20 protein-coding genes, 1 tRNA gene and 1 pseudogene are annotated in these 23,067 nt (G+C 71.0%); 11 read left to right on the plus strand and 11 right to left on the minus strand.

What is annotated here, in order from left to right; all coding sequences use genetic code 11:
* Positions 1-111: 111 nt before the first annotated feature.
* Both Ade02nite_RS37585 and Ade02nite_RS37590 read right to left on the minus strand, forming a co-directional pair.
* A tRNA-Gly gene (locus Ade02nite_RS37585) sits at positions 112-182 on the minus strand.
* A 55-nt stretch (positions 183-237) separates the two neighbouring features.
* A complete protein-coding gene (locus tag Ade02nite_RS37590; protein ID WP_203774242.1) occupies positions 238-732 on the minus strand; it encodes a pyridoxamine 5'-phosphate oxidase family protein in 495 nt (164 codons plus the stop codon).
* A 76-nt stretch (positions 733-808) separates the two neighbouring features.
* On the opposite strand from Ade02nite_RS37590, the gene dcd reads away from it, so the two are divergent.
* Both dcd and Ade02nite_RS49820 read left to right on the plus strand, forming a co-directional pair.
* Positions 809-1,387, plus strand: a complete 579-nt coding sequence (dcd, locus tag Ade02nite_RS37595; protein WP_203774244.1) for a dCTP deaminase — start codon at positions 809-811, stop codon at positions 1,385-1,387.
* A gap of 719 nt (positions 1,388-2,106) precedes the next feature.
* Positions 2,107-2,451 (plus strand): annotated as a pseudogene (locus Ade02nite_RS49820) (class I SAM-dependent methyltransferase); the annotation flags it as partial.
* Positions 2,452-3,078: 627 nt separating this feature from the next.
* Here Ade02nite_RS49820 and Ade02nite_RS37605 read toward each other — a convergent pair.
* Both Ade02nite_RS37605 and Ade02nite_RS37610 read right to left on the minus strand, forming a co-directional pair.
* The gene (locus Ade02nite_RS37605; protein ID WP_203774246.1) at positions 3,079-3,555 is read right to left on the minus strand and encodes a YcxB family protein; all 477 of its coding nucleotides are present in this window, start codon (positions 3,553-3,555) and stop codon (positions 3,079-3,081) included.
* Between the two features lie 103 nt (positions 3,556-3,658).
* Positions 3,659-4,519 carry an LLM class F420-dependent oxidoreductase gene (locus Ade02nite_RS37610; RefSeq protein WP_203774248.1) on the minus strand — a complete coding sequence of 287 codons (861 nt, stop codon included), beginning with the start codon at positions 4,517-4,519 and terminating at the stop codon, positions 3,659-3,661.
* A gap of 63 nt (positions 4,520-4,582) precedes the next feature.
* Here Ade02nite_RS37610 and Ade02nite_RS37615 point away from each other — a divergent pair, with 63 nt between their 5' ends.
* Positions 4,583-4,849 carry a YciI family protein gene (locus tag Ade02nite_RS37615; RefSeq protein WP_203774300.1) on the plus strand — a complete coding sequence of 89 codons (267 nt, stop codon included), beginning with the start codon at positions 4,583-4,585 and terminating at the stop codon, positions 4,847-4,849.
* Between the two features lie 61 nt (positions 4,850-4,910).
* On the opposite strand, the gene Ade02nite_RS37620 is transcribed toward Ade02nite_RS37615, so the two are convergent.
* Positions 4,911-5,456 (minus strand): phosphoribosyltransferase family protein, encoded by a 546-nt coding sequence (locus tag Ade02nite_RS37620; protein ID WP_203774250.1) that lies wholly within the window; start codon positions 5,454-5,456, stop codon positions 4,911-4,913.
* Between the two features lie 100 nt (positions 5,457-5,556).
* On the opposite strand from Ade02nite_RS37620, the gene Ade02nite_RS37625 reads away from it, so the two are divergent.
* On the plus strand, positions 5,557-6,684 hold the full coding sequence (locus Ade02nite_RS37625; protein WP_203774252.1) for a PP2C family protein-serine/threonine phosphatase: 1,128 nt from the start codon (positions 5,557-5,559) through the stop codon (positions 6,682-6,684).
* On the opposite strand, the gene Ade02nite_RS37630 is transcribed toward Ade02nite_RS37625, so the two are convergent.
* Entirely contained in the window at positions 6,681-6,980 is a 300-nt protein-coding gene (locus Ade02nite_RS37630) for a hypothetical protein (RefSeq protein WP_203774254.1), read from the minus strand. The genes Ade02nite_RS37625 and Ade02nite_RS37630 overlap by 4 nt on opposite strands.
* Positions 6,981-7,264: 284 nt before the next feature.
* Here Ade02nite_RS37630 and Ade02nite_RS37635 point away from each other — a divergent pair, with 284 nt between their 5' ends.
* Positions 7,265-9,121, plus strand: a complete 1,857-nt coding sequence (locus tag Ade02nite_RS37635) for an acyl-CoA dehydrogenase (protein WP_203774256.1) — start codon at positions 7,265-7,267, stop codon at positions 9,119-9,121.
* Between the two features lie 157 nt (positions 9,122-9,278).
* Positions 9,279-12,134, plus strand: a complete 2,856-nt coding sequence (locus Ade02nite_RS37640; protein ID WP_203774258.1) for a hypothetical protein — start codon at positions 9,279-9,281, stop codon at positions 12,132-12,134.
* Between the two features lie 28 nt (positions 12,135-12,162).
* Here the strand turns inward: Ade02nite_RS37640 and Ade02nite_RS37645 are convergent, their stop codons facing one another.
* The 3 genes from Ade02nite_RS37645 to Ade02nite_RS37655 form a co-directional block, all read right to left on the minus strand.
* On the minus strand, positions 12,163-12,987 hold the full coding sequence (locus Ade02nite_RS37645; RefSeq protein WP_203774260.1) for a LamG-like jellyroll fold domain-containing protein: 825 nt from the start codon (positions 12,985-12,987) through the stop codon (positions 12,163-12,165).
* Between the two features lie 75 nt (positions 12,988-13,062).
* Entirely contained in the window at positions 13,063-14,109 is a 1,047-nt protein-coding gene (locus tag Ade02nite_RS37650) for a hemolysin family protein (RefSeq protein ID WP_203774262.1), read from the minus strand.
* Positions 14,102-15,436 carry a hemolysin family protein gene (locus Ade02nite_RS37655; protein WP_203774270.1) on the minus strand — a complete coding sequence of 445 codons (1,335 nt, stop codon included), beginning with the start codon at positions 15,434-15,436 and terminating at the stop codon, positions 14,102-14,104. Before Ade02nite_RS37655 ends, Ade02nite_RS37650 begins: the two co-directional genes overlap by 8 nt.
* A 101-nt stretch (positions 15,437-15,537) precedes the next feature.
* Here Ade02nite_RS37655 and Ade02nite_RS37660 point away from each other — a divergent pair, with 101 nt between their 5' ends.
* Positions 15,538-16,209, plus strand: coding sequence for a GOLPH3/VPS74 family protein (locus tag Ade02nite_RS37660; protein WP_203774272.1), 672 nt, complete (start codon positions 15,538-15,540; stop codon positions 16,207-16,209).
* Between the two features lies 1 nt (position 16,210).
* Here the strand turns inward: Ade02nite_RS37660 and Ade02nite_RS37665 are convergent, their stop codons facing one another.
* Positions 16,211-18,343: a (Fe-S)-binding protein gene (locus Ade02nite_RS37665; RefSeq protein ID WP_203774274.1), complete on the minus strand. Its 2,133-nt coding sequence runs from the start codon at positions 18,341-18,343 to the stop codon at positions 16,211-16,213.
* Positions 18,344-18,513: 170 nt separating this feature from the next.
* Positions 18,514-18,777, minus strand: a complete 264-nt coding sequence (locus tag Ade02nite_RS37670; RefSeq protein ID WP_203774276.1) for a cell division protein CrgA — start codon at positions 18,775-18,777, stop codon at positions 18,514-18,516.
* Positions 18,778-18,955: 178 nt separating this feature from the next.
* Here Ade02nite_RS37670 and Ade02nite_RS37675 point away from each other — a divergent pair, with 178 nt between their 5' ends.
* From Ade02nite_RS37675 to Ade02nite_RS37690, 4 genes are all read left to right on the plus strand, one after another.
* Positions 18,956-19,768 (plus strand): DUF881 domain-containing protein, encoded by an 813-nt coding sequence (locus Ade02nite_RS37675; RefSeq protein WP_203774278.1) that lies wholly within the window; start codon positions 18,956-18,958, stop codon positions 19,766-19,768.
* A gap of 407 nt (positions 19,769-20,175) precedes the next feature.
* Positions 20,176-22,104, plus strand: a complete 1,929-nt coding sequence (locus tag Ade02nite_RS49825) for a class E sortase (RefSeq protein WP_239169338.1) — start codon at positions 20,176-20,178, stop codon at positions 22,102-22,104.
* A 3-nt stretch (positions 22,105-22,107) separates the two neighbouring features.
* Positions 22,108-22,413 (plus strand): hypothetical protein, encoded by a 306-nt coding sequence (locus Ade02nite_RS37685; protein WP_203774280.1) that lies wholly within the window; start codon positions 22,108-22,110, stop codon positions 22,411-22,413.
* Position 22,414: 1 nt separating this feature from the next.
* Positions 22,415-23,065 (plus strand): aminodeoxychorismate/anthranilate synthase component II, encoded by a 651-nt coding sequence (locus Ade02nite_RS37690; RefSeq protein ID WP_203774304.1) that lies wholly within the window; start codon positions 22,415-22,417, stop codon positions 23,063-23,065.
* Positions 23,066-23,067: the final 2 nt, after the last annotated feature.

Genomic DNA, 23,067 nt, shown 5'->3' on the forward strand with positions numbered 1-23,067 from the left:
TCACCACCAGCGCAACCACCGCACCGTGGGGGTCTGGGGGGTCGCCCCCCAGGCAGATATGCGAAGAGCCCCCGGTCCGCGCACTCCGCGGACACAGGGGCCCTGACTCTGAGCGGGTGACGGGAATCGAACCCGCACTGTCAGCTTGGGAAGCTGATGTTCTGCCATTGAACTACACCCGCGTAGCGGGCCCCACTGTACCTGATATCGGCACTCTGTGGCGCTACCGCCCCGCTGCTAACTCACCGCGGCGAGCGGCCGTCGTAACTCCGCTCGCCAGGTGCGCGACATCGGCTTCACGTCCGGTGACAGCGGCAGCGCGCCCGCCGGCCCATGGCTTCGCAGTGTCGCCGACTCGATCATCAACTCGTACAGCCGCCAGTCCACGTCGGGCGACGCCCGCAGCGCCCCGGCCAGGCGCGCGACCACCCGCGGGTCGGTCACCCGCACGGCCCGGCCCGTCACGAAAGCCTCGTCGTCGCTCTCTTCCGGGGGAAAAGAGTGCAGTGCGTAACGTCCGTCGCGCTCCAGGTCGCGGCGTTTGGGGGAGTCGACGATGAAGCAGTAGAGCCCCTCGTCGGTGATCACGGGCGACACGGGATGAACCCGCGGAGCACCGTCGGCACGCACCGTGGCCAGGTAGGCCAGGCCGGGACCGTACTGCTGGAGGAGCGAGCGGATGCCCGCCGCGAGGGTGGGCTCGACCGCGGCGAAATCGGACCAGGAAGCCATGACCTCATCTTATCGAACATACGTTCGACACGCCCATGAAAACACGCCGAAGAGGCAGCTTGGGTATGGTGTTGCGATGCTGCTGTCCGACCGTGACCTGGTCTCCGAGATCAAAGCCGGCGACCTGGCCCTGGAGCCCTTCGAGCCGGCGCTCATGCAACCGTCCAGCATCGATGTCCGGCTGGACCGGTTCTTCCGGGTGTTCAACAACCACCTTTACACCCACATCGACCCGGCCGAGCAACAGGACGATCTGACCGCCCTCGTCGAGGTCGCCGCCGGCGAGCCGTTCGTGCTCCACCCGGGCGAGTTCGTCCTCGCCTCGACGCTCGAAGTGATCACTCTCGGCGACCAGCTGGCGGGCCGCCTCGAGGGCAAGAGCAGCCTAGGCCGCCTGGGCCTCCTGACACACTCGACCGCGGGGTTCATCGATCCCGGATTTTCCGGGCACGTCACGCTCGAGCTGTCCAACGTGGCCAATCTCCCGATCAAGCTCTGGCCCGGCATGAAGATCGGCCAGCTCTGCATCTTCCGCCTCTCCAGCCCCGCCGAGCACCCCTACGGCTCCGCCGTCTACGGCTCGCGCTACCAGGGACAACGCGGCCCCACACCCAGCCGCTCCGCGCAAAACTTCCGCACCTGGCCCACTACGTAGCGCCCCGCCCCATCCCGCACAAAATCAAAATCAGGATGTCGTAGCGGGGTGGGGCGTACGGACCGTCGCTCCCGCCGAGGGCCGCGGCGGGCCGAGCAGGGCGCTGGCGCGCCCAAACCGCTCACCCCACCACGGCGACGTGCGTAAGTGGTCGCGCCCAAACCCTCCGACACAGGCACCACCCCACCACGCGCCGCCACGTCCCACTTGGCACCCAGGCCCAGGAAGGCATCCACGCCAACCGCCCGCTCGCCATGCTGGACACGCGCCCGAACGCACCACCGCCACGCTCGAACCCGCCCACCACGCGCTCGAACCCACCCACCACCGCGCTCGAACCCACCCACCGCCACGCTCGAACCCACCCCACCACCGCGCCCCGGCACGCGCCCGACCCGCCCACGGTCGCAACGACACGCCCCGAACTCACACCGACCGTCGCGGCGCCCCGAACTCACTAAGGCGACACGCCCACACGGACGCCCAAAAGCCACATCTCGGGCTCGCGAAGTCCCCTGTGGATAACTCCGATCCGAATCCCACCCCCACGACAGAATGACCCCGTGACACATTCCACGGGGACCTACCTAGCCAAGACCCGCACCACCTACGACACAGTCGCCGCCAGCTACGCCAAGCTGTTCAACGGCTCCTCGGTGGCCGAGTCCACCTGGGACCGCGCCGTCCTCGGCGCCTTCGCCGAGCTGGTCACCGGCCCGGTGGCCGAGGTCGGCTGCGGCACCGGCCGCATCGCGGCCCACCTGCGCACCCTCGGCGTCGACATCCGCGGCATCGACCTCTCGCCCGCCATGGTCGCCGAGGCCAGAGTCGCCTACCCCGAGATCCCCTTCGAGGTCGGCTCCCTGCTCGACCTGCACTTCCCCGACGCGAGCCTGGCCGGCGTGGTCGCCTGGTATTCGCTGGTCCACACCCCACCCGAGCTGCTGCCCTCGGCGTTCGCCGAGTTCGCCCGCGTCCTGCGCCCCGGCGGCCACTTCGTGATCGCCTTCAAGGCCGGCGACAGCAAGCGATCGCTGACGACCGGCTACGGCCACGACATAGACATCGACGTCTACAAATACCCGCCGGACCAGATCGCCACCCAGCTGGCCGAGGCCGGCCTACCCGAGACCATGCGCCTGGTCCGAGCCCCGGAGGCCCCGAGAAGCAACCCCAGGCCTACATCGTGTCCACCAAGCCAACCCAGGATCAGGCCACCGACCAGGACACGGTCGCTCCACACCGACCGTCCGACTGAAACGGCGCCCGCCCGACCACGGCCCCTCGGCCCCGCCCGGCAGCCAGGGACGAGCCGGGCGGCGCTCAGGCGAGGCCAGGGCGAGAAGAGGCCGACCCAACGCGAGACGACGGTCAACGCCAGCGCAGGGCCAACCCATGGCCAGCGCGGACCAGCCTCGGCCAGCGCGGGCCCAAGGGCGGACTCAACGCAGGACGAGCGCGGGCCCGGATGGACTCACGCGGGACGAGCGCGGGCCCGGGCGGACGTAGCGCAGGACCAGCCTTGGCCGGCGCAGACTCAGCGCAGGCCAAAGCGGAGCCAGGGCGGACGCAGTGCGCAGGACCAGCGCGGGCCGGCGCAGACTCAGCGCAGGCCAGGGCGGGGCCAGGGCGGACGCAGCGCGCAGGACCAGCGCGGGCCGGCGCAGACTCAGCGCAGGCCCAGCGCGGACTCAGCTGTGGCGGATCTGGAGGCCGTGGACGGCGGCGGTGCCGAGGACCTGCTCGATCTGGGCCGGGGTCAGGCCCGCGGTCGGCACGGGGAGGAAGCGGGCGCGGCTGCGGCCGAAGACGAGTTGGCCGGCCAGGCGGTCGACAGTGGTGAAGGCGGTCCAGGCGTAGGCGTGGCGGCTCTCGGCGTTCGAGAGGGCCAGACCGCCGTCGCTGATCTCGTAGGTCGTCAGGTGACCGGCGTCGAGGGTGCGGCGGGCGCTCACATTGATCATGAGGAGGGGGATGCCGACGGCCAGGAGAACGCCGATCACCAATAGGGGGATGTCCAGCCCGTTGCCGGTGAACTCGTGCAGCACGGCCAGCCCGATCGCGGCCCAACCCACCAGCCGGGCGATCAGCACCGGACGACGGAGGCCGTGACGCAGGGCGGCCGCGACCAGCCGGGGGTCCGGTCGCGCGGTGATCTGCAAAAACACTCCTGAAATGTAACTTTCCGGAAGTGTCGGACGGCATCCTCCGCTCGGCGGAGCGCGAACCAGCCGGAAGAAAGCTCAAGTAGCTCGCGTGCGAGCCGGGCGGTCAGAAGAGGATTTCGGCGATGCGGCGCCACTCGTCGCGAGGCAGGTGAGGGCTGGCGTCCGCGGACAGGGCCTGGATGGCGATGTGGTCCGCGCCCGCCTCGAAGTGGGCCTCAATGCCGGCGCGCACCGTGTCGGCGGCGCCCCACGTCACGGTGAGGTCCACCAAGCGGTCGCTGCCGCCGTCTGCCAGGTCTTCGTCTGCCAGGCCGAAGCGGCGCCACTGGTTCGTGTAGTTGGGGAGGGAGAGGTAGGGCTTCAGCACTCGGCGGGCCACCGCGCGGGCCTGCGCCGGGTCAGTGCCGGTGAAGACCTTTTGTTCGGGAATGAGCAGTCTGTCGGGGCCGAGGATCTGGCGGGCCTCCGTGGCGTGCGCGGGCGGCATCAAGTAGGGCAGGGCGCCGGCGGTCAGCTCGCGGGCGGACTCCAGGGTCTTCGGGCCCAGGGCCGCGATCAGGCGTTCCTCCTGAGGGACGCGGGCCAGCTTGTCCGTCAAGAACGACTTCAGGCGGCTCAGCGGTTTGACGTACGCCTCGCCGACCGACGCGGCGGTCGGTGCGTGGCCGGAGCCGACGCCCAGGTAGAACCGACCGGGGAACTGCTCGCGGAGGCGCACGTGACTGGCCGCCAGCTGGGTGCCGTCGCTGTGCCAGATGTCGACGATGCTCGTGCCCACCACCAGCGTCGACGTCGCCGCGAGGATGGCTTCGGGCAGGGCCAGGTCGTCCGGTGGGCTGCCGCCGATCCACACCGAGCCGTAGCCCAGCGCCTCCAGTTCCTGGGCCGCCGAGGCGACCACGTTGGCGTCGTCCGGCCAGAGCCGGCCGGGGACCCAGATGCCGTACCGCCCGAAGTTGTTCACGAAATGGATCGTACGATTGCGGACGACTTATCGCGCCGGAGAGGAACACCACACGTGTATCTGATGATCTCGAAGTACGTCGTTCCGCTCGAGCAGGTCGACGCCGTGCGCACCGAGCACCTGGCCTTTGTGGAGTCGCTCGAGCAGCGCGGCCTCCTCGCCTCCGCCGGCCGCCAGGACCCGCCGGTCGGCGGCGTCCTCGTCCTCAAGGTCACCGACCGGGAGACGGCCCTCGAGCTGATCGCCCAGGACCCGTACGTGACGGCCGGCGTCGCCGAGTACACCCCCGTCGGCTACCTGGCCAACCGCGGCGACCTCAAGGACGCCTGACCACCCAAGACACCGGCACAAAGACACCGGCGCCAAGGGAAGAGCCGGCCGAGAGAACCGCTCAAACCGGCTCGATGTCGTCGCCGGTGAGCAGCCCGCGGATCGTCAGTTCGCGGGCCACCGGCGGCGGTGTCTCGTCCACGATCACCGCAGTGCCCACGTAGCCGGCGCCGAAGAGCTCCCGTAGGCCGCGCGCCTGTGCACCGGTGGCCGCCCAGTCGTCCACCACGAGCACGCGGTCGTCCGGCGAGATCAGCTGCCGGCGTACACCCAGGTGTTGCTTCTCGCCGCGGTGGTCCGACGGCACCTCGGCCCAGATCATCGGCTCGGCGATCGGCCGTCGGGCCCCGGCCCGGTACGCCTCCACGAACCCGACACCCAGCGCCCGCGCCACGAGCGGGCCGACCAGGAACCCGGTCACCTCCGGCGCCACCACCACCGTCGGCCGGTCGGCTCGGAACAGCTCCGCCAGCGCCTCGCCGAGCCCGTCGAGGATCACCGGATCGCGCCACCAGCCCGAGCGGTCGCTCACCAGATATCCGCTGCCGTCGCCGGGATCGGTCCACCGGAAGCCGGCCCTCAGATGATCACGCAAATCGCTCGCCACGCGGACATCCTGTCATCGCAGGGCCGATCCGTTCCGCCGCGCGGTCAGAACCCGCTCAGACTACGGGTCAAGTTAGTGCAGTACGTCGCTCTGATCGGGCATGCTGTTCCGCGTAACCATGCCTACTCTGCCGCCGGGCCGCCGCCCGCTGAGCCCTGGATCCCGCGCCGGCCTCGGCGCGGCCGTCGTGCTGCTCGCGCTCGTGTCCGCCGTGGAGCTCGCCGACCCCAGCGACGCCGACTTCGTGGGCCTGTTCGCGGCCGTCCCGTTCCTCGCCGCGGTCTTCGCCTTCTGGCAGACGGTCCTCGTCGTCGGCATCATCGCGACGATCGTCGGCATGGCCTTCGTCGGCGCGGCCGGCCCGCTCAGCGTCGCCGGCATGGTCAATCTGCTCGGCATCCTGCTGGCCACGGGCATCGCCGCCGCGGTCGCCACGATCCGCCAGCGCCAGGACGCCAAGATCGCCGAGTTGCAGCGGCTCGCCGCCGTGGCCCAGCAGGCCGTCCTGCGTGATCTGGGCCCGCAGGTGGGCGCCCTCGCCGTGGCCGGCCGCTACATCTCGGCGACCGCCGCCGCCGACATCGGCGGCGACCTCTACGAGGCCCTCGACACGCCGTACGGGGTGCGGATCATCATCGGCGACGTGCGCGGCAAGGGCCTGGACGCCGTACGTCTGGCCAGCATCGTGCTCGGCTCGTACCGCCATGTGGCGTACGAGCGCAACGACCTCAAGGCCGTGGTGGCCGACCTCGACCGGGCGGTGGCTCGCAGCGTCGGTGACGAGGACTTCGTGACCGCCGCGCTGGTGGAGGAGCGCGGCGGCACGCTCACGATCGTCAACTGTGGACACCCGGCCCCGCTGCTGCTGCGGCGCGGCCAGGTCATCCCGCTGGAGCCACCGGCCCCGGCGCCCCCGCTGGGTTTCATGCCCGAGGTCAAGGCGCGGGTCGAGCGGCTGGAGCCGGGCGACCGGCTGCTGTTGTTCACCGACGGGCTCGGTGAGGCCCGCCGGGAGGGCGAGTTCTTCCCGACCGCGGACCGGGCCTGGCGGCTGCTGGGCCACGGCACGGTCGGCGACGGGCTCGCCTCGCTCGAGACCGCCCTGGTCGACTGGGTGCACGGCCGCCTCGAGGACGACATCGCGCTGGTCCTGCTCGAATACGCCGGCCCGGACGACGGCGCCACGGTGCCGATGCCGAGCTGGGAGGTCGGCGCCGCGGGCAGCTAGGCCGCGGCGATCTCCTCGGTCTTGCCTTCCGGCACGATGGCGGCGACGCCCTCCGGCACCATGGCCGCGACGCCCTCCGGCACCATGGCCGCGACACCCTCCGGCACCATGGCCGCGACGCCCTCCGGCACGATGGCGGTGCGGCCCTCCGGAACGGACTCCCCGGCAGGCACCGGTGTCGGCGCCGGCGAGACCGGCACCGGCACGGGCTCCGGCTTCCGGTGACGCCCGACGTAGTGACGTGGCTGGTCCGCCTGGCGAGGCTCCGGGATCAGGCTCTTGATCGTGGCGAACATGCGCGCCCCCTTGGCGGCTTGAATGAACGTCTATCCACAGCAACGAGCCGAGCAACCCGCCGATACGTCCGTGCCGCATGGGAGGCCGCAAATAGCCGAACGGCTGTCCTGCTGCCCACCCGATCGGAGGCGTTTGATGTGCGAATCGACGGACAGACCCCCGCACACGGGTGGTCGGTCACGAAACAGCTCGCCGCTTGTCCGTCTCTACCGATCAGTAATACAGTGGGGGTTACTGACGGGTAACTCCAAGACTCGCGGCGTTCGGAGAGCGGGGCCAGCACATGACTCATTACAAGGGCAACCTTCGAGACCTCCAGTTCAACCTGTTCGAGGTCTTCGGGGCTGATCGTGCGTTCGGCCAGGCGCCGTACGAGGACATCGACGTGGAGACCGCCAAGGACGTGCTCGCCGAGGTGCACCGCCTCGCCACCGAGGACCTGGCGGCCAGCTACACCGAGGCCGACCGCAACCCGCCGGTCTTCGACCCCGCGACGCACACCGCGCCGCTGCCGGAGTCGTTCAAGAAGTCGTTCGAGCAGTGGATGGCCTCCGAGTTCTGGCGGCTCGACCTGCCCGGCGCCCTCGGCGGCACCCTCGCCCCGCGCGCCCTGTGGTGGGCCCTCGCCGAGAACGTGCTCGGCGCCAACGCCCCCGTCTGGATGTACTCCTCCGGCCCCTCCTTCGCGCACGTCGTGCACGAGGAGGGCACCGAGGAGCAGAAGAAGTGGGCGAAGCTCTTCGTCGAGAAGCAGTGGGGCTCGACCATGGTCCTCACCGAGCCCGACGCGGGCTCGGACGTGGGCGCCGGCCGCACCCGGGCCATCCCGCAGCCCGACGGCTCGTGGCACATCGAGGGCGTCAAGCGCTTCATCACCTCGGGCGAGCACGACCTGAGCGACAACATCGTCCACTACGTGCTGGCCCGGCCGGTCGGCGTGGAGGGCGTGGGCGGCCCCGGCACCAAGGGCCTGTCGCTGTTCATCGTGCCGAAGTACCACTTCGACGCCGAGACCGGCGAGCTGGGCGAGCGCAACGGCGTCTACGCCACCAACGTCGAGCACAAGATGGGCCTCAAGGTCTCCAACACGTGCGAGATGACCTTCGGCGAGCACGGCACCCCGGCCAAGGGCTGGCTGCTGGGCGAGAAGCACGAGGGCATCCGCCAGATGTTCATGATCATCGAGTACGCCCGGATGATGGTCGGCACCAAGGCGATCGCCACCCTCTCCACCGGCTACCTCAACGCCCTGGAGTACGCGAAGAACCGCGTGCAGGGCGCCGACCTGGTGCAGAACGACAACAAGGCCGCCCCGCGCGTCACGATCACCCACCACCCCGACGTACGCCGCTCGCTGATGCTCCAGAAGTCGTACGCCGAGGCCCTGCGTGCCCTGGTCATCTACACGGCCACCTGGCAGGACAAGGTCGCGATCGCGCAGGCCGCCGGTGACACCGCCGCCGCGAAGGCCGCCAGCAAGGTCAACGACCTGCTGCTCCCGCTGGTCAAGGGCGTCGGCTCCGAGCGGGCGTACGAGTTGCTCGGCCACGAGTCGCTGCAGACCTTCGGCGGCTCCGGCTTCCTCCAGGACTACCCGCTCGAGCAGTACGTCCGCGACGCGAAGATCGACACCCTCTACGAGGGCACCACCGCGATCCAGAGCCTCGACCTGATCTTCCGCAAGATCGTGAAGGACCAGGGCCGGGCGCTCGCCTCCCTGGCCACCGAGATCCAGTCGTTCATCGAGAGCGAGGCCGGCAACGGCCAGCTCAAGGAGGAGCGCCTCGCTCTCGGCAAGGCCCTCGGCGAGCTCCAGCAGATCCTCGGCGCGGCCATGGGCTGGCTCGCGGCGGTGCAGGGCGGCGACACCCGCGAGCTGTACAAGGTGGGCCTGAGCTCCCGCCGCATCCTGCTCGCCCTCGGCGACGTCGTCCTCGCGTGGCTCTTGCTCCGCCAGGCAGATGTCGCCCTCCAGGCGCTGGGCCGCGAGGTCTCCGCGTCCGACAAGAACTTCTACGAGGGCAAGGTCGCCGCGGCCCGCTTCTTCGTCCGCGAGATCCTGCCGCGCGTCGGCGCCGACCGCCGCATCATCGAGAACACCACTCTGGACCTGATGGACCTGTCCGAAGACGTTTTCTGATCCACCTCACCAGCGAAAAAGGTCGGCGGAGACGCCGGCCTTTTTCGTTGATCTAGAACATCGAAGACTGTTACGCTGCGGCCCACGCGTGCGGGGGCGCTACGTGACTGGGCCCGGATCGCCACCACGCCTCTCTTTCTTGCCTTCAGGAGGAATGGTGGCCTCAGCCATCCGGGGTCTCGCCGTGGCGGCGATCGGCGTCGGTCTCGTCCTGACCGGCCTGCCCGCCGTGGCAGCGCCCGTCACCCAAGCAGCGGCACCGGCCGGGGAGATCGTCATCCCGGCCGCCGCCCGATACGTCCCCCGCGCGACCCGCATTCTCAGCGCGGGCACCACCGGCTTCCTCTGGGCGCAGGAGGGCGACGACGGCCTCCTGTGGACGGACTACGCCACCGGCACGCCCACCGCGCTCGCCCAGCGTCTGCCCGAGAAGGTCGCCTACGACCAGGACGAGGGCATCTTCCGGTCGGGCCCGTCGTGGGATCCGGGCTGGTACGGCGCCGGCAGCGACACGGTCGCCCTCGTCCAGGGCTCCCGCGTCACCCTCCAGCAGGGCGCGGGCGCGGTCACCGGCGAACTCGACCTGCCCGGCGGCCACACCTATCAGGGCACCTTCGGCGACGTCGTGCTGAGCCGCACCGGCGCCGAGGACGAGCCGCAGGCGTATCACCTCTGGCGCGCCGGCGCCGCGAGCGACGTGACCGGCCTGCCGGCCGCCGCCACCGGGATCACCGTCGAGGACGGCGACGCGCGGTCGGTCATCGTCAACTACGACCTGCCCGGCGACGGCAACGGCCACGGGCACTTCTCGATCGTCGACCTGGCCTCCGGCGCGGCGACCCCGCTGCCCGACCGCCTCGACGGCTCGGACGACGCCACCGAGGTAGCGGGCTTCCGGCTCGGCGCGGGCTCGATTTTGCGCAACCGGTGGGGCCGCTACGCGATGGACGTCTACGATCGCGACGACCTGACCGCCACGCCGCGCACCGTCGACACCGGGTCGTTCGACTACCAGGCCGCGTACGGCATCGTCGGTTCCACCCTGCTCACCGTCGACCCCGTCGCGCCGGGCAACAACGCCTACCGCGGCCAGCCGCTCTTCTCGCTGCGGGTGGACCAGGCCGACGCCGACCCGATCACCGTCATGAGCCCGGCCGCGCACCAGATCGTGCCCACGCCGGACGGCTCGGTCCTGGTCGCCGGCCCCGAGCGCTGGGTCCAGTACGGCGACGTGAACTGGGGCATCTACAAGCTCACGCAGGGAGCGGACGGCAAGGTCCAGCGGCGCGAGGTGGCCGACGTGGCTCCGATGCCCGCCGAGGTCTTCGGGCTCTCCCTGGGCAGCGGCGTCCTCACCACCGCTGTCAACAGCACCGTCTACGAGCCCTCCGGCTACCTCGGGGCCTACCGCAGCACCTCGGTGAACGGCGCCCCGCCGACGTCGCTGGGCAGCGTGGGCGCCTGGGTGACCGGGCACGACAGTTCCTGCTCCTCCGGTGACCGCACGGCCTGCGTCGCGATGTTCGCCGACGGCGGCGGCTACTACGGCCTCCGGGCCGCCGACTACGACGACGTCACCACGCTGACCCGGAGCGGCTCCTCGGTCGCCAAGCGGAAGGTCGACACCGGCTTCTCCTCTCCCTACCTCGTCGACCTCTCCGGCCGCTACGGCGTGATCAACTCTGGCCCGAAGGGCTCGCAGGCGATCGCCGACTTCGTCGCCGGAACGGTCGTGCAGAAGCGCGCCGACGTCCCCGCCGCGCTCTGGGGCAACACGTTGTGGAGCGGCGCGGCCGAGGGCGGCAAGGTGACCGCCACCCGCATCCCCTCCACCACGGCGGCGGAATCCTTCACCACCCCGAACAACTGCACCCCCACAGAGCTCCAGGCCGTCAACCGCTGGGTCTACTGGGCCTGCTACGAGTACGGCATGGTCTACGGCTCCGGCGTCTACGACCGCGTCACCAAGACCTTTGTGGACGCGCCGGGAGTCAGGGTGCTGCTCGGCGACGGCTACTTCGTCGCCCAGTCCGACACCGGCGAGCTGAAGCTGGCCGACCTCACCCGCCCCGGCCAGGCCGCCCGCGTGGTCGGTGCCGTGGACCCGATCTCCGGGCCGCGCGTCTCGTGGACCGTCGACCGCTTCGGCGGCGGCATCGCCTGGGCCGACCAGGACGAGCGCGTCCACGTCGTGCCGAGCGGCGTGCCGGCGTCCCCGCTGAGCATCATCGACTCCTCGCTGACCGGCGCCAACGGCACCTGGGCAGCGAGCTGGTGGCTGTCGAAGAAGGCGTCCTACCAGCTCACGGTGCGCAACGCCTACGGTGTCGACGTCGTCTCGACCAGCGGCACCGCCACCCAGGTGAGCGCGAGCGTGCCCAACGTCGACGGCCCGTTCTCGTGGTCCCTGACCCTGCAGCCGGCCGACGGCCTGGGCGCCGCGGTCACCAACGGCGTCCTGAAGCCGCGGCCGCCGCTGAAGGCCGTCAAGGCTCCCGTGATCACCGGCACCGCCGTGGTGGGCAGCACGCTCAAAGCCACGCTGGGCACGTGGAAGCCGGCCCCGCAGTCGTACTCCTACAACTGGGCGGCGAACGGCGTGCCGATCCCGGGAGCGATCTGGCAGTCGTACAAGCTCACTCCCGGCGACGCCGGCAAGCGCCTGACCTTCACCGTGAAGACCAACCTCTACCGCTTCCCGTCCGGCAAGGCGACCTCCGCGCCCACGGCCGTGGTGGCCAAGGCCGCCGCTCCCCGGAGCACGAAGAGGCCGGTCATCGTCGGCACCGTCAAGGTGGGCCGCACGGTCGCGGCGTCCACCGGCGGCTGGTCGTTCCGTCCGGACCACTACTTCTACGAGTGGCGCCTGAACGGCAAGCTGATCAGCACATACCCCAAGCTGAAGCTGACCAGCGCCATGCGCGGCAAGAAGCTGACCCTCACGGTCGTGGCCCGCAAGGCCGGCTACCACGACGGCCGCGCCACCAGCGCCACGGCCACCGTCGCGAAGTGACTCGCGTGGCGATCGGCCGGCCGGAAGGTCAGCCGATCGCCACGAAGACGTCGTCGATCTCGCCGGCGAACTGGTCGTTGCCGCGGCTGGTGCCCTTGCCGCCCACGCGCAGCGGCTCGGCGTTGGCGATCGACAACGTCTCCGGCACGGCGACCGCGGCCTGCGGCGTGCCGTCCACGGCCAGTGTCAGCCGATCACCGGAGCGGGCGCAGGACAGCTTGTGCCAGCGACCGTCCGCCACGTCCAGCAGGGCCTCGGCGCGGTGGATCCGCCCGTCGCCGGCCAGCACGCACGACGGGTGCCCCAGCCGGTGGTCCACCTGGAGCTTGTACTGGCTCACCTGGCCGACCGAATAGCCCTTCTGCACCACGTTGGCCCCGTCGGCCAGGTCGGCGTGGGTCATCAGCACCGCCGCCCCGTAACGCAGGTCGCGAGCCCCCGGGTTGAGCCGGTCGTCGCGAGCCCCCTCGAGAATCGCCCGAGGACAGTCCCGCTCCCTCGCAAGGTGACACCGGTCCGGATAGGAGACGGCAAGACCGGGCCCCTGCCGTACGAGGCTGAGCACGCCCCCGTTCTCCCCGAGCGGCCGCAGCTCGTACCCGCCGTCCACCGCGGTGATCGGCTTCCCGACGCCCCCGTCGAACGTGTAGCGAACGTGCACCGGACCCTGCGCCACACCGATGTGGCCGGGCGGCGCCGGCGGAACGGCCGGGGCGGACTCGACGGGCAGCGCGCCGGCCACGCCGAGCGGCCGGCCGGGCGCGAAGCCGTAGGCGGGAAGCCGATGAAGGGACGCGATCCCGGCGATCATCACCACGGCCGCCAGTCCGGCCCACCATCCTTTTCGCGACATGTCCGGATTGTGCGGCACGGCCCTCGCCGGCCGCCGGATCGGCAAGCCGGTCGCGAGGAAACAACCCGGACGAGGTCAGCCGACCGACCGAGTCGCCGCCGGCACGTGCGGATGACCCGGCTCCCCCACCACCGCGTGGATCACGTCGTCCAATGTGATCACTCCGAGCGGCGTCCGGCCGTCGCTGACCAGCGCGATGTGCAGCCGGTCGCGGCGCATCGTCAGCAGCAGATCGGCCAGCGTGCGGTCGGGCGGGACGACCGCCAGCGGCCGGATGATCTCCGGTGGGATCGGCCTGGTCCGGCGGTCCGCCGCGTACCCCAGGATGTCCTTGACGTGCACGAAGCCCAGTACCCGCCGCGTCTCGCGCTGGACGACCGGCAGACGGGAACGGCCGGTGCGGGTCGCCACCGCCTCGACGGTCGCGGGTGACACGTCGTCGGCGATCGTCGTGACCGTCGACCAGGGGCGCAGCGCGTCGGCCGCGGTCCGGTCGTGCAGCCCCAGCGCGGCGTTGATCCGCGCGTACTGCTCCGTGCCGAGCAGGCCCTCGCTGCGCGCCTGCGTCACCATGCCGGTCAGCTCCTCGGCGGTGAAGACCGTCTTGACCGCGTCCGTCGACTCGATCTTCCACAGTCGCAGCACCACCTTTGCCGCCCAGCGCATCGCGTTGAGCAGCGGCTTCGTCGCCGTGCAAAAGCCCAGCATGAACGGCCCGAGGATCAGCGCCGCCCGCTCCGGCCCGGCCAGCGTGATGTTCTTGGGCACCATCTCGCCGATCACCGTGTGCAGGAAGACCACGATCATCAGGGCGAGGACGAACGCCACCGGGTGCACCGCGTTGTCCGGCAGCCCCAGCGCCTCGAACGGGCCCTCCAGCAGGTGGGCGACGGCCGGCTCGGAGAGCGCGCCGAGGCCGAGCGAGCAGACCGTGATGCCGAGCTGCGCACCAGCGATCATCAGCGGGATCTGGCCCATCGCGGACAGCGCCCATCGGGCCCGCTTCGACGTCGCGGCCAACGGCTCCAGGGCCGTGCGCCGGGACGCGATCAGCGCGAACTCGCCGCCCACGAAGATGCCGTTGCCGATCAGCAGCAAGACGGTGACGATCAGCTCAGTCATCGGCCGGCTCCGGCGGGACGACGACGCGCACCTGCTCGACCCGGTGCCGGTCGACGGCCATCACGGTGAACTCCCACCCGCCCGTCTCGTACGACTCGCCGACCTCCGGGATGTGGCCGAGCCGGGCGAGCAGGAAGCCGGCCAGCGTCTCGTACGGCCCCTCGGGCAGTCGGAAGCCGGTCTGCTCGACCAGCTCGTCCTCGCGCAGCAGCCCGTCGACCAGGAACGTCTTCTCCCCGCCCGGCGCGGTGAGCTCGACGGTCGACGTCTCGGCCTGCTCCGCGTCGTACTCGTCGGCGATCTCGCCGACCAGCTCCTCGATCAGGTCCTCGACCGTGACCACGCCGTCGGTGCCGCCGTACTCGTCGACGACGATCGCCAGGTCGGCGTCCGCCTCGCGCAGGGCCGACAGCACCTTGTCGAGGCCGAGGCTCTCCGGCACGTAGACCGGCTCGCGGGCGATCGTGGACACGCGCGTGGCGGCTCGCCGCTCCGGCGGCACACCCAGCGCGTCCGGCACTCCCACCACGCCGGTGACCAGATCGATCGTGTTCTCGTAGACCGGGAAGCGGGTGTGGCCGGTCGCCCGGGCCTTGGCGATCAGATCGGCCACGCTGGCGGCGACCGGCAGCCCGACCACGTCGACGCGCGGCGTCATCGCCGAGGCCGCCCTCTTCTCGCCGAAGCGGATCGTGCGGCGCACCAGCGTCGCGGTCTCGGTGGGCAGCGCGCCGGCCCGCGCGCTGATCGCGGCGAGCAGCCCGAGCTCCTCGGGTGACCGGGCGCTGGCCAGCTCCTCCTGCGGCTCGATGCCGATGCGCCGGACCAGCCAGTTCGCCGATCCGTTCAGCGCGCCGATCAGCCATTTGAAGAGCTTCGAGAAGGTACGCAGCGGAGCCGCCGTCAGCAGCGCCGCGCGCATCGGCCGGGCCAGCGCCGCGTTCTTGGGCACCAGCTCGCCGAAGAGCATCGACAGCAGCGTGGCCACCACCAGGGCGATGGCGTGCGTGATGCCCTCGGTCGCGTCGCCGCCGACCGGCTCGACCAGGGGCGTGAAGAGCTTGGACAGCGCCGGCTCGGCGAGATAGCCGGTGAGCAGGGCGGTGATCGTGATGCCGAGCTGGGTGCCGGAGAGCTGGAACGAGAGCTCGTGCAGCGCGTTTTGCACCGTGCGGGCCCGGCGGTCGCCGGAGCGGGCGCGTGCGTCGATCTCGGGGCGATCGACCGTGACCAGACCGAACTCGGCGGCCACGAAGAACGCGTTGCCCGCCGTGAGCAGCGCGAAAGCCGCCAGCGGGAGCACCGCGGTCAGGAACAGGCCGTCCATGATCGGTTCACCTCGGTCCCCATTGTGCCGGATGCGGGCGATTCCCGGCGGCCGGAGGCATCCACGATTGATCTTCGCCTCGTTTGGTTACCGTCGAGGACATGAACCTTGCCGAGGAGTTCCTGCTGCTCGCGTACGACGACGACGGCGCACCGCTCACCGACGGCACCCACCTGGACAACGGCCTCGGCGGCGCGGTGCTGTTCGATCTCGCGCTGGCCGAGCGGGTCGACATCGTCGACAAGAAGGTGCTCGTCACCGACCCGGCACCCACCGGCGACCCGATCCTCGACGTGGCGCTCGGCCGGATCGCCGCCGAGGGCCGCCACCGCCGGCCCGGGCACTGGGTCACGAGGTTCGCCAAACAGACACGGCCCCACGTGCTCGAGCGGCTGGTCGCGGACGGCGTGCTGACCGTGGAGAAGGACAAGGTGCTCGGAGTCTTCCCCCGCAAGCGGTACCCAGCCACGAACGGCGTCGAGCCGGCCGCCGAGACGCGGGCCCGGCAGCGCATGCGCGCGGCGGTCCTCGGCACCGAGCAGGCCGATCCGCGTACGGCCGCCCTCTGCGCCCTCGTCGCCGCGACCGACCTCGACAAGAAGGTCTTCGCCGGCCTCGACCGCAAGGTCGTGCAGGCGCGGCTGCGCGAGATCAGCGAGGGGGCGTGGGCGGCCGCCGCGGTGAAGAAGACGCTCGAGGAGATCCAGGCGGCCATGATGGTCGCGATCGTCGCCTCGACCACCGCGGCCACCGCCGGCTCGACCGGTTCCTAGATCAGACTTCCTGCTTCATCGAACGCAGCAGCACCGTCGCCACGTCGACGACCTCGACGTTGTCCTGCTCGCCCTTGCCGGTGACCCCGTCGCCGATCATCGTGTAGCAGAACGGGCAGCCCACGGCGATCGTCTTCGCGCCGGTGGCCAGGGCCTCCTCGGTGCGCTCGACGTTGATCCGCTTGCCGATCTTCTCCTCCATCCACATGCGGGCGCCGCCGGCGCCGCAGCAGAAGGAGCGTTCCTGGTTGCGCGGCATCTCGATCAGGTTGGCGGTCGCCTCGCCGAGGACCTCGCGGGGCGCGTCGAAGACCCGGTTGTGCCGGCCCAGGTAGCAGGGGTCGTGGTAGGTCACGTCGCCGTCGATCGGCTGCACCGGGGTCAGCTTGCCGGTGGCCACCAGGTGGGCGAGCAGCTGCGTGTGGTGCACGACCTCGACCTTGAGGCCGAGCTGCTCGTACTCGTTGCCCAGCGTGTTGAAGCAGTGCGGGCAGGTGGCGACAATCTTCTTGACGTTCGCCTCCTGGAGCGTCTCGACGTTCTGCTGGGCGAGCATCTGGAAGACGAACTCGTTGCCGATGCGGCGGGCGGGGTCGCCGGTGCAGGTCTCGCCCTCGCCGAGGATCGCGTAGTTGACGCCGGCCTCGTGCAGCAGCTTCGCCACCGCCCGGGTGGTCTTCTTGGCCCGGTCCTCGAACGCGCCGGCGCAGCCGACCCAGAACAGGTACTCGAAGTCCTCGACCTCGCCGACCCGCGGCACCTCGAAGTCGAGGCCCTTGGTCCAGTCCTCGCGGGTGTTCTGCGGCGCGCCCCACGGGTTGCCCTTGTTCTCCAGGTTGCGCAGCATCACGCCGGCCTCGCTGGGGAACGACGACTCGATCAGCACCTGGTAGCGGCGCATGTCGACGATGTGGTCGACGTGCTCGATGTCGACCGGGCACTGCTCGACGCAGGCGCCGCAGGTGGTGCACGACCACAGCACGTCCGGGTCGATGACGCCGTTCTCGTCGACGCCGCCGATCAGCGGCCGCTCGGCCTCGGCCAGCGCGAGCACGTCGACCCCGGCGAGCTGCTCCTCGGTGGCCTTCTCCTCGCCGGTCAGGTCCTTGCCGCCACCGGCCAGCAGGTAGGGCGCCTTGGCGTACGCGTGATCGCGCAGCGACAGCACGAGCAGCTTGGGCGACAGCGGCTTGGCGGTGTTCCACGCCGGGCACTGCGACTGGCAGCGGCCGCACTCCGTGCAGGTGGAGAAGTCGAGCAGGCCCTTCCAGGAGAACTGCTCGACCTGGGCGACGCCGAACTGGTCCTTCTCGGGGTCGGCCTCCTCGAAGTCGAGCGGCTTGCCCTCGCTCATCATCGGCCGCAGCGCGCCCAGGCCGGAGCCGGCCGGCTTCTCGGGGTCGCGCTTGAAGAAAATGTTGAAGAACGCCAGGAAACGGTGCCACGCGACGCCCATGGTCGGGTTGAGCGCGATCGTGATCAGCCAGCCCATCGAGATGAACAGCTTGACCAGCGCCACCCACGTGGGCCCGTCCGCGGCGGCCGGCAGGATCGAGCCGACGGCGTGCGACAGCGGGGTGGCCCACCCCGGATATTCGAAGGTGTCGTTGGCGACCTTGAACCCGCGGATCAGGAAGCCGCAGATCAGCACCCCGATGATCACGGCCTCGACGAAGTAGGCCTGCCACATCGTCGAGCCGAGGAACCGGCTGCGCTTCTGCCTGATGTTGCGCTGCCGGACGAAGACCAGGTAGAGGATGCCGATCAGGCCGAGGATGCCGATCCACTCGGTGACGAACCCGTAGACCAGCCAATGCCCCACGATCGGCAGCCCGCCCTCGGGGTCGACGACCTCGAAGTACGCCTCCACGACCAGCAGGAACAAGATCATGAAGGAGACCATCACGAACCAGTGGGCCGCGCCGATCGCGCTCCACTTGAGCATGCGCGTGTGACCGAGCGTCTCGGTCAGCATCGTCTTGGTGCGGGTGCCCTTGCCGGTGAACCGCTCCGGGGCCGGCTGACCCTGGCGGATCACCGCGGTGATGGTCAGGACCGCCCGCACAGCCAGCGCGACGGCCACGACGGTGACGGCCCCGGCCAGCACGGTGGCGATGATCTGCGCTATGCCCATCTGGGTTGTGCCTCCTCGGTCGGCTGTCCGCCGCGCCCATGTTACCCACGAGTAATAGACGGCCGCATGCCGCCGGGTCAAGTAACGCGAAGAGCACCCCGCGCCGCCGGCCCGGGGTGCCTTGAATCGGACTAAGTCGAAAATACCCGCGCTAAGCGGGCCTTACCGGCCTAACGCCAGCGCGACAGGATGCCCAGGGAGGCCACCATGCACCCGAAGCCGACCGCGAGGTTCCAGTACCGCCAGGCCTCGACCGGGTACTGCTGCGACGACAGGTAGTACACGACCAGCCAGGCGATGCCGATCACGATCAAGGCCACCGCACTGATCGGCAGCCACATCGGGCTCGGCTTCTTGGACGCCGCTGTCGCCGCCGGGCGAATGTCGGTCGGCGGCGTGTAGACCTTCTTCTTGCGAACCTGAGACTTCGGCACGGTGCTCTCCTGAAGGGCAACAAGTGGTGAACAACCCCACCGCTGAGCGGCTCCGGAGATCCCGAATGCTGCCCGTGGCGATTAATGTTCGACAGCTAGCGTAGTCAAGGCCGCGCTCACACAGGCACCCGCCAGGCGAGGAAAATGTCCGGCGCGAATTTCCGGGAGGAACGAGGACGTGGAATACACCACCGGCACGCCCTCGTGGCGGCTCGTGCTGAGGCGCGCGCTCGGCGGCCTGCGGCCACGCCGGCGGGCCCAGCGCACCCGCGGCTGGTCTGTCGTCGTGCCGCTGATCGCGCTGGCCGCGGGCCTGCTCTTCACCACGTCGGCGCGCACGGCGGACGGCACCGCGCTGCGCGACGACCGGCGGCCCCAGCTCACCCAGCTGATCGCCGACAAGCGGGTGCGCCTCGAAGCGCGCGAGCAGACCGCCGCCGACCTGCGCGCCTCGGTCGACCAGGACACGGCCCGGCTCGCCGAGGTCGACGGGCCGGTCGCGGAGGCGCGCACCCGGGCTGACGCGCTGCGGGCGCCGGCCGGCTTCACGGCCCTGGCGGGCGAGGGCATCACCGTCACGCTCGACGACTCGTCCCGCCGGAGCAACGAGTTCTCCGACGCCAACGCGCCCGACAACGACGATCTCGTGGTCCACCAGGGTGACGTCCAAGCCGTGGTGAACGCGCTGTGGGCGGGTGGCGCCGAGGCAATGTCGATCATGGATGTCCGCGTTATCTCGACGAGCGCGGTACGCTGTGTCGGCAACACGCTGCTGCTTCACGGCCAGGTCTTCTCGCCGCCGTTCAAGATCACGGCAATCGGCGAACCCACAGCGATGCATCGCGCGTTGGAGTCCGCGGAAGGGGTCCAGCAATTCCGGGATGCTGTCGCCGACTTCGGCCTCGGCTACACGGAAAGGGTCGAGAGGAACGTGACAGTGCGGGCGTACGACGGGTCGAGCGACCTCCGATCCGCGCGGGTTGCCGAGTAATGGCCGCACCGGACAAACCGACCGGCAGCGCCGGCTCGGGGCGCCACCGAGCGCCCGACGGTGACGCCCAGACGGCCTACATCCCGCGGATCACCGACGCCTCCCCCGACGGCGTCCCCGGCGGCCCCCTCGCGCCTCCCGTGGGCCTCGGCGGAGGCCAGCAGGCCCCGGCCCGCCCACCGGCCCCTCCCGCGGCACCCCAGGCCGTTCCCCCGCCGCCCCAGGCCGCAGCGCCCTTTCCCGCGGCGCCACCGACTGCCGCCCCACCCACGGCCTTCCCCGCGGCACCCCCGGCTTCTCCGGCCTTCCCCGCGACACCCGCGGCTCCTGCGGCCTTCCCCGCGACACCCCCGGCTCCCGCGGCCCCTGTCGCGCCGGAGCCCCGCCCGGCCGCGGCCGAGACGGCCGTGCTGCGCCCCGACCCCGCGCTCCAGCAGCGGATAGCGTCATCCCGCAACACCCCCGACGAGCTGCACGCCGCCGTCAACGCCGCCCGCCAGCGCCCGATCGACCAGCCCCCGGCCGGCCACGCCGAGCCGGGCTTCGACTTCTTCGCCACCGGCAGTCCCGCCGCCCCGGCCCCGCCCGCCTCCGGCCCGGCCGCCCCCAGCAGCCCAGCCGTCGCGAGCACGGCCCCCAGCTGGAGCGCAGCCGCCGCAACCCCCAGCACCGGCCGGAGCGACTCCCCCGCGACTCCCAGCACCGGCTGGAGCGACTCCGCAGCGGACCCGGCCCCCACCGGCCAGGCCCCCTCCTGGAGCACGGCCGGCGCCGCCGCCACGGCCACGAACGGCAGCCAGCCCTCCTCCTGGAGCGCGGCCGACCCGGCCACAAGCGGCACCCAGACCCCTTCCTGGGGCACGGCCAGCCCCGCCGCGGCCACAAGCGGCACCCAGACCTCGCCCTGGAGCACGGCCGGCCCCGCTGCGGCCACAAGCGGCAGTCAGCCCTCCTGGGGCACAGCCGGCGCCGCCGCGGCCACAAGCGGCAGTCAGCCCTCCTCCTGGAGCACCGCCAACGCCGCAGACCCCGGCAGCCAGGCCCCTTCCTGGAGCGCCACCCCGACCGGCCGCACCGCCACCGGAAGCCCGGCCGGCCTCAACGGCAACGGCGCGGCTCCGGCCGGAGGCGCCGCTCCGATCCCCGAGCGCACCTACGCCGCCTCGGAACACCCCTTGGCAGCCCCTGAGCGCCACGACAACGGCTTCAACGGCTACAACCCGGGTGCCACCACGGCCACCACACCGCGGGCCCCTTGGCAGCCCGCACAAAACGACCAAAGCCCCCCATCACCCCAAACTTGGTCGAACACCCCAGACCCCGCCCGGCCGGCGCCGACGGCCGACCCGCACAAGACGGCGCTGATCCCGGCCGTGCAGCAGCAGACCCCACCCCTGAGAGAACCCACCGCGCTCCTCACCGCGGTCCCGGGCAAGGCGGCGCAGGCCGCGAAGTCGAAGGCCGAGCCCGACGCCGCCCTCGGCGCCGCGTCGGTCGGACCGACCCCACCGGGTGGCCCTCAGCCGAGCGCACCAGAGGATGTCGAAGAGTTGCAGCCCAAACGGGGCGAAAAAGTCGTCAAACTGCGGCCCGAGCAGACCGGCGAGGGCTACAAGAGCGTCTACTCCGAGCTGACCCGGCCCACCGTCGGGTCGCGGCTGCGCTCCGGCATCCGGGTCTCCGGCGAGCTGATGATCACCTTCGGGCTGATCGTGCTGCTCTTCGCCGGCTACGAGGTCTTCGGCAACTCGGCCAAGGTGCAGGAGGAGCAGGACACCCTCGCCACCCAGCTCGACCAGGCCTGGAACGACCCCACCGTCGGACCGACCGCCTCGGCCGCCCCGCAGGGCCCGGCCGCGCCCGGCGCCAACCTGGTGGGCCGGCTCTACATCCCCAAGCTCGACAAGGAGTGGGTGGTCGTCGACGGCGTCACGCCGAAGGACATCCGCTACGCCCCCGGCCACTACCCCGACTCGGCCGACCCCGGCCAGATCGGCAACTTCTCGGTGGCCGGACACCGGATCAAGAAGATCTTCTGGCGGCTCGACGAGCTCAAGGACGGCGACGTGATCGGTGTGGAGACCCGCACCAACTGGTACGTCTACCGGGTCTACGCCCAGGAGATCGTGAAGCCCAGCGCCGTCGAGGTCGTCGCCCCGGTCCCCGGCAAGCCGAAGGCCAAGCCGACCAAGGCGCTGCTCACGCTGACCACCTGCAACCCGAAGTACAACAACTACCAGCGCCTGATCATCCACGCCGAGCTCGTCTCGACGTCCAAGCGCGACCAGAAGCTGCCGGACGCCGGCATGCCGACCCCGATCAAGACGGGGGACTGACCGATGTACGCATGGATCTGGCGCAAGCTCCCGTTCGGCTTCTGGGGCAAACTCACCGGCTCGCTCGGGCTCATCGCGGCCACCACCGCCCTGCTCTGGTACGTGGTCTTCCCGTGGGCCACCCCGCTGCTGCCCTTCGACGACGTGCAGGTCGGCACGGGCACCGAGCAGCAGGGCCCGGACGGCAACGTGGTCGACCCCAGCAGCGAGGACGAGGCGCCGGACGAGATCCCGTACAGCACCGAGTCGAACGCCCCGCATCCGTCCGACGCCGCGACGACGGGCAGCAACCAGATTCCGGGTGATTGACGTGCGCGTCCTGGTCATCGACAACTACGACTCGTTCGTCTTCAACCTCGTGCAGTACCTCGGCCAGCTCGGCGCCGAGTGCGAGGTGCGCCGCAACGACGAGATCTCCGTGTCCGACGTCGGCGACTTCGGCGCCGCGGGCATCCTGCTCTCGCCGGGCCCCGGCACGCCCGAGCGCGCCGGCATCATGATGGACGTCATCCAGGCGTACGCGGGCACGATCCCGATGTTCGGCGTCTGCCTGGGCCACCAGGCGATCGGCGCGGCCTTCGGCGCCACCGTCACCCGCGCGCCGGAGCTGCTGCACGGCAAGACCTCGCTGGTGCACCACACCGGCGACGGCGTGCTGGCGGGCCTGCCCGAGCCGTTCACCGCGACCCGCTACCACTCGCTCGCCGTGCTGCCCGAGACGCTGCCCGGCGAGATCGAGGTGACCGGGCGCACCGAGTCGGGCGTGGTGATGGCGATGCGCCACCGTGAGCTGCCGATCGAGGGCGTGCAGTTCCACCCCGAGTCGGTGCTGACCGAGGGCGGTCACACCATGCTGGCCAACTGGCTCGCGTCCTGCGGCCTGCCGGAGGCCCTGGAGAAGGCGCCGCCGCTCGCCGCCGAGGTCGAGTCCCGGCGCCGAGCGGCCTTCGCGACCGCGTGAGT

The organism is Paractinoplanes deccanensis (assembly GCF_016862115.1).
GTDB classification, from domain to species: Bacteria; Actinomycetota; Actinomycetes; order Mycobacteriales; family Micromonosporaceae; genus Actinoplanes; species Actinoplanes deccanensis.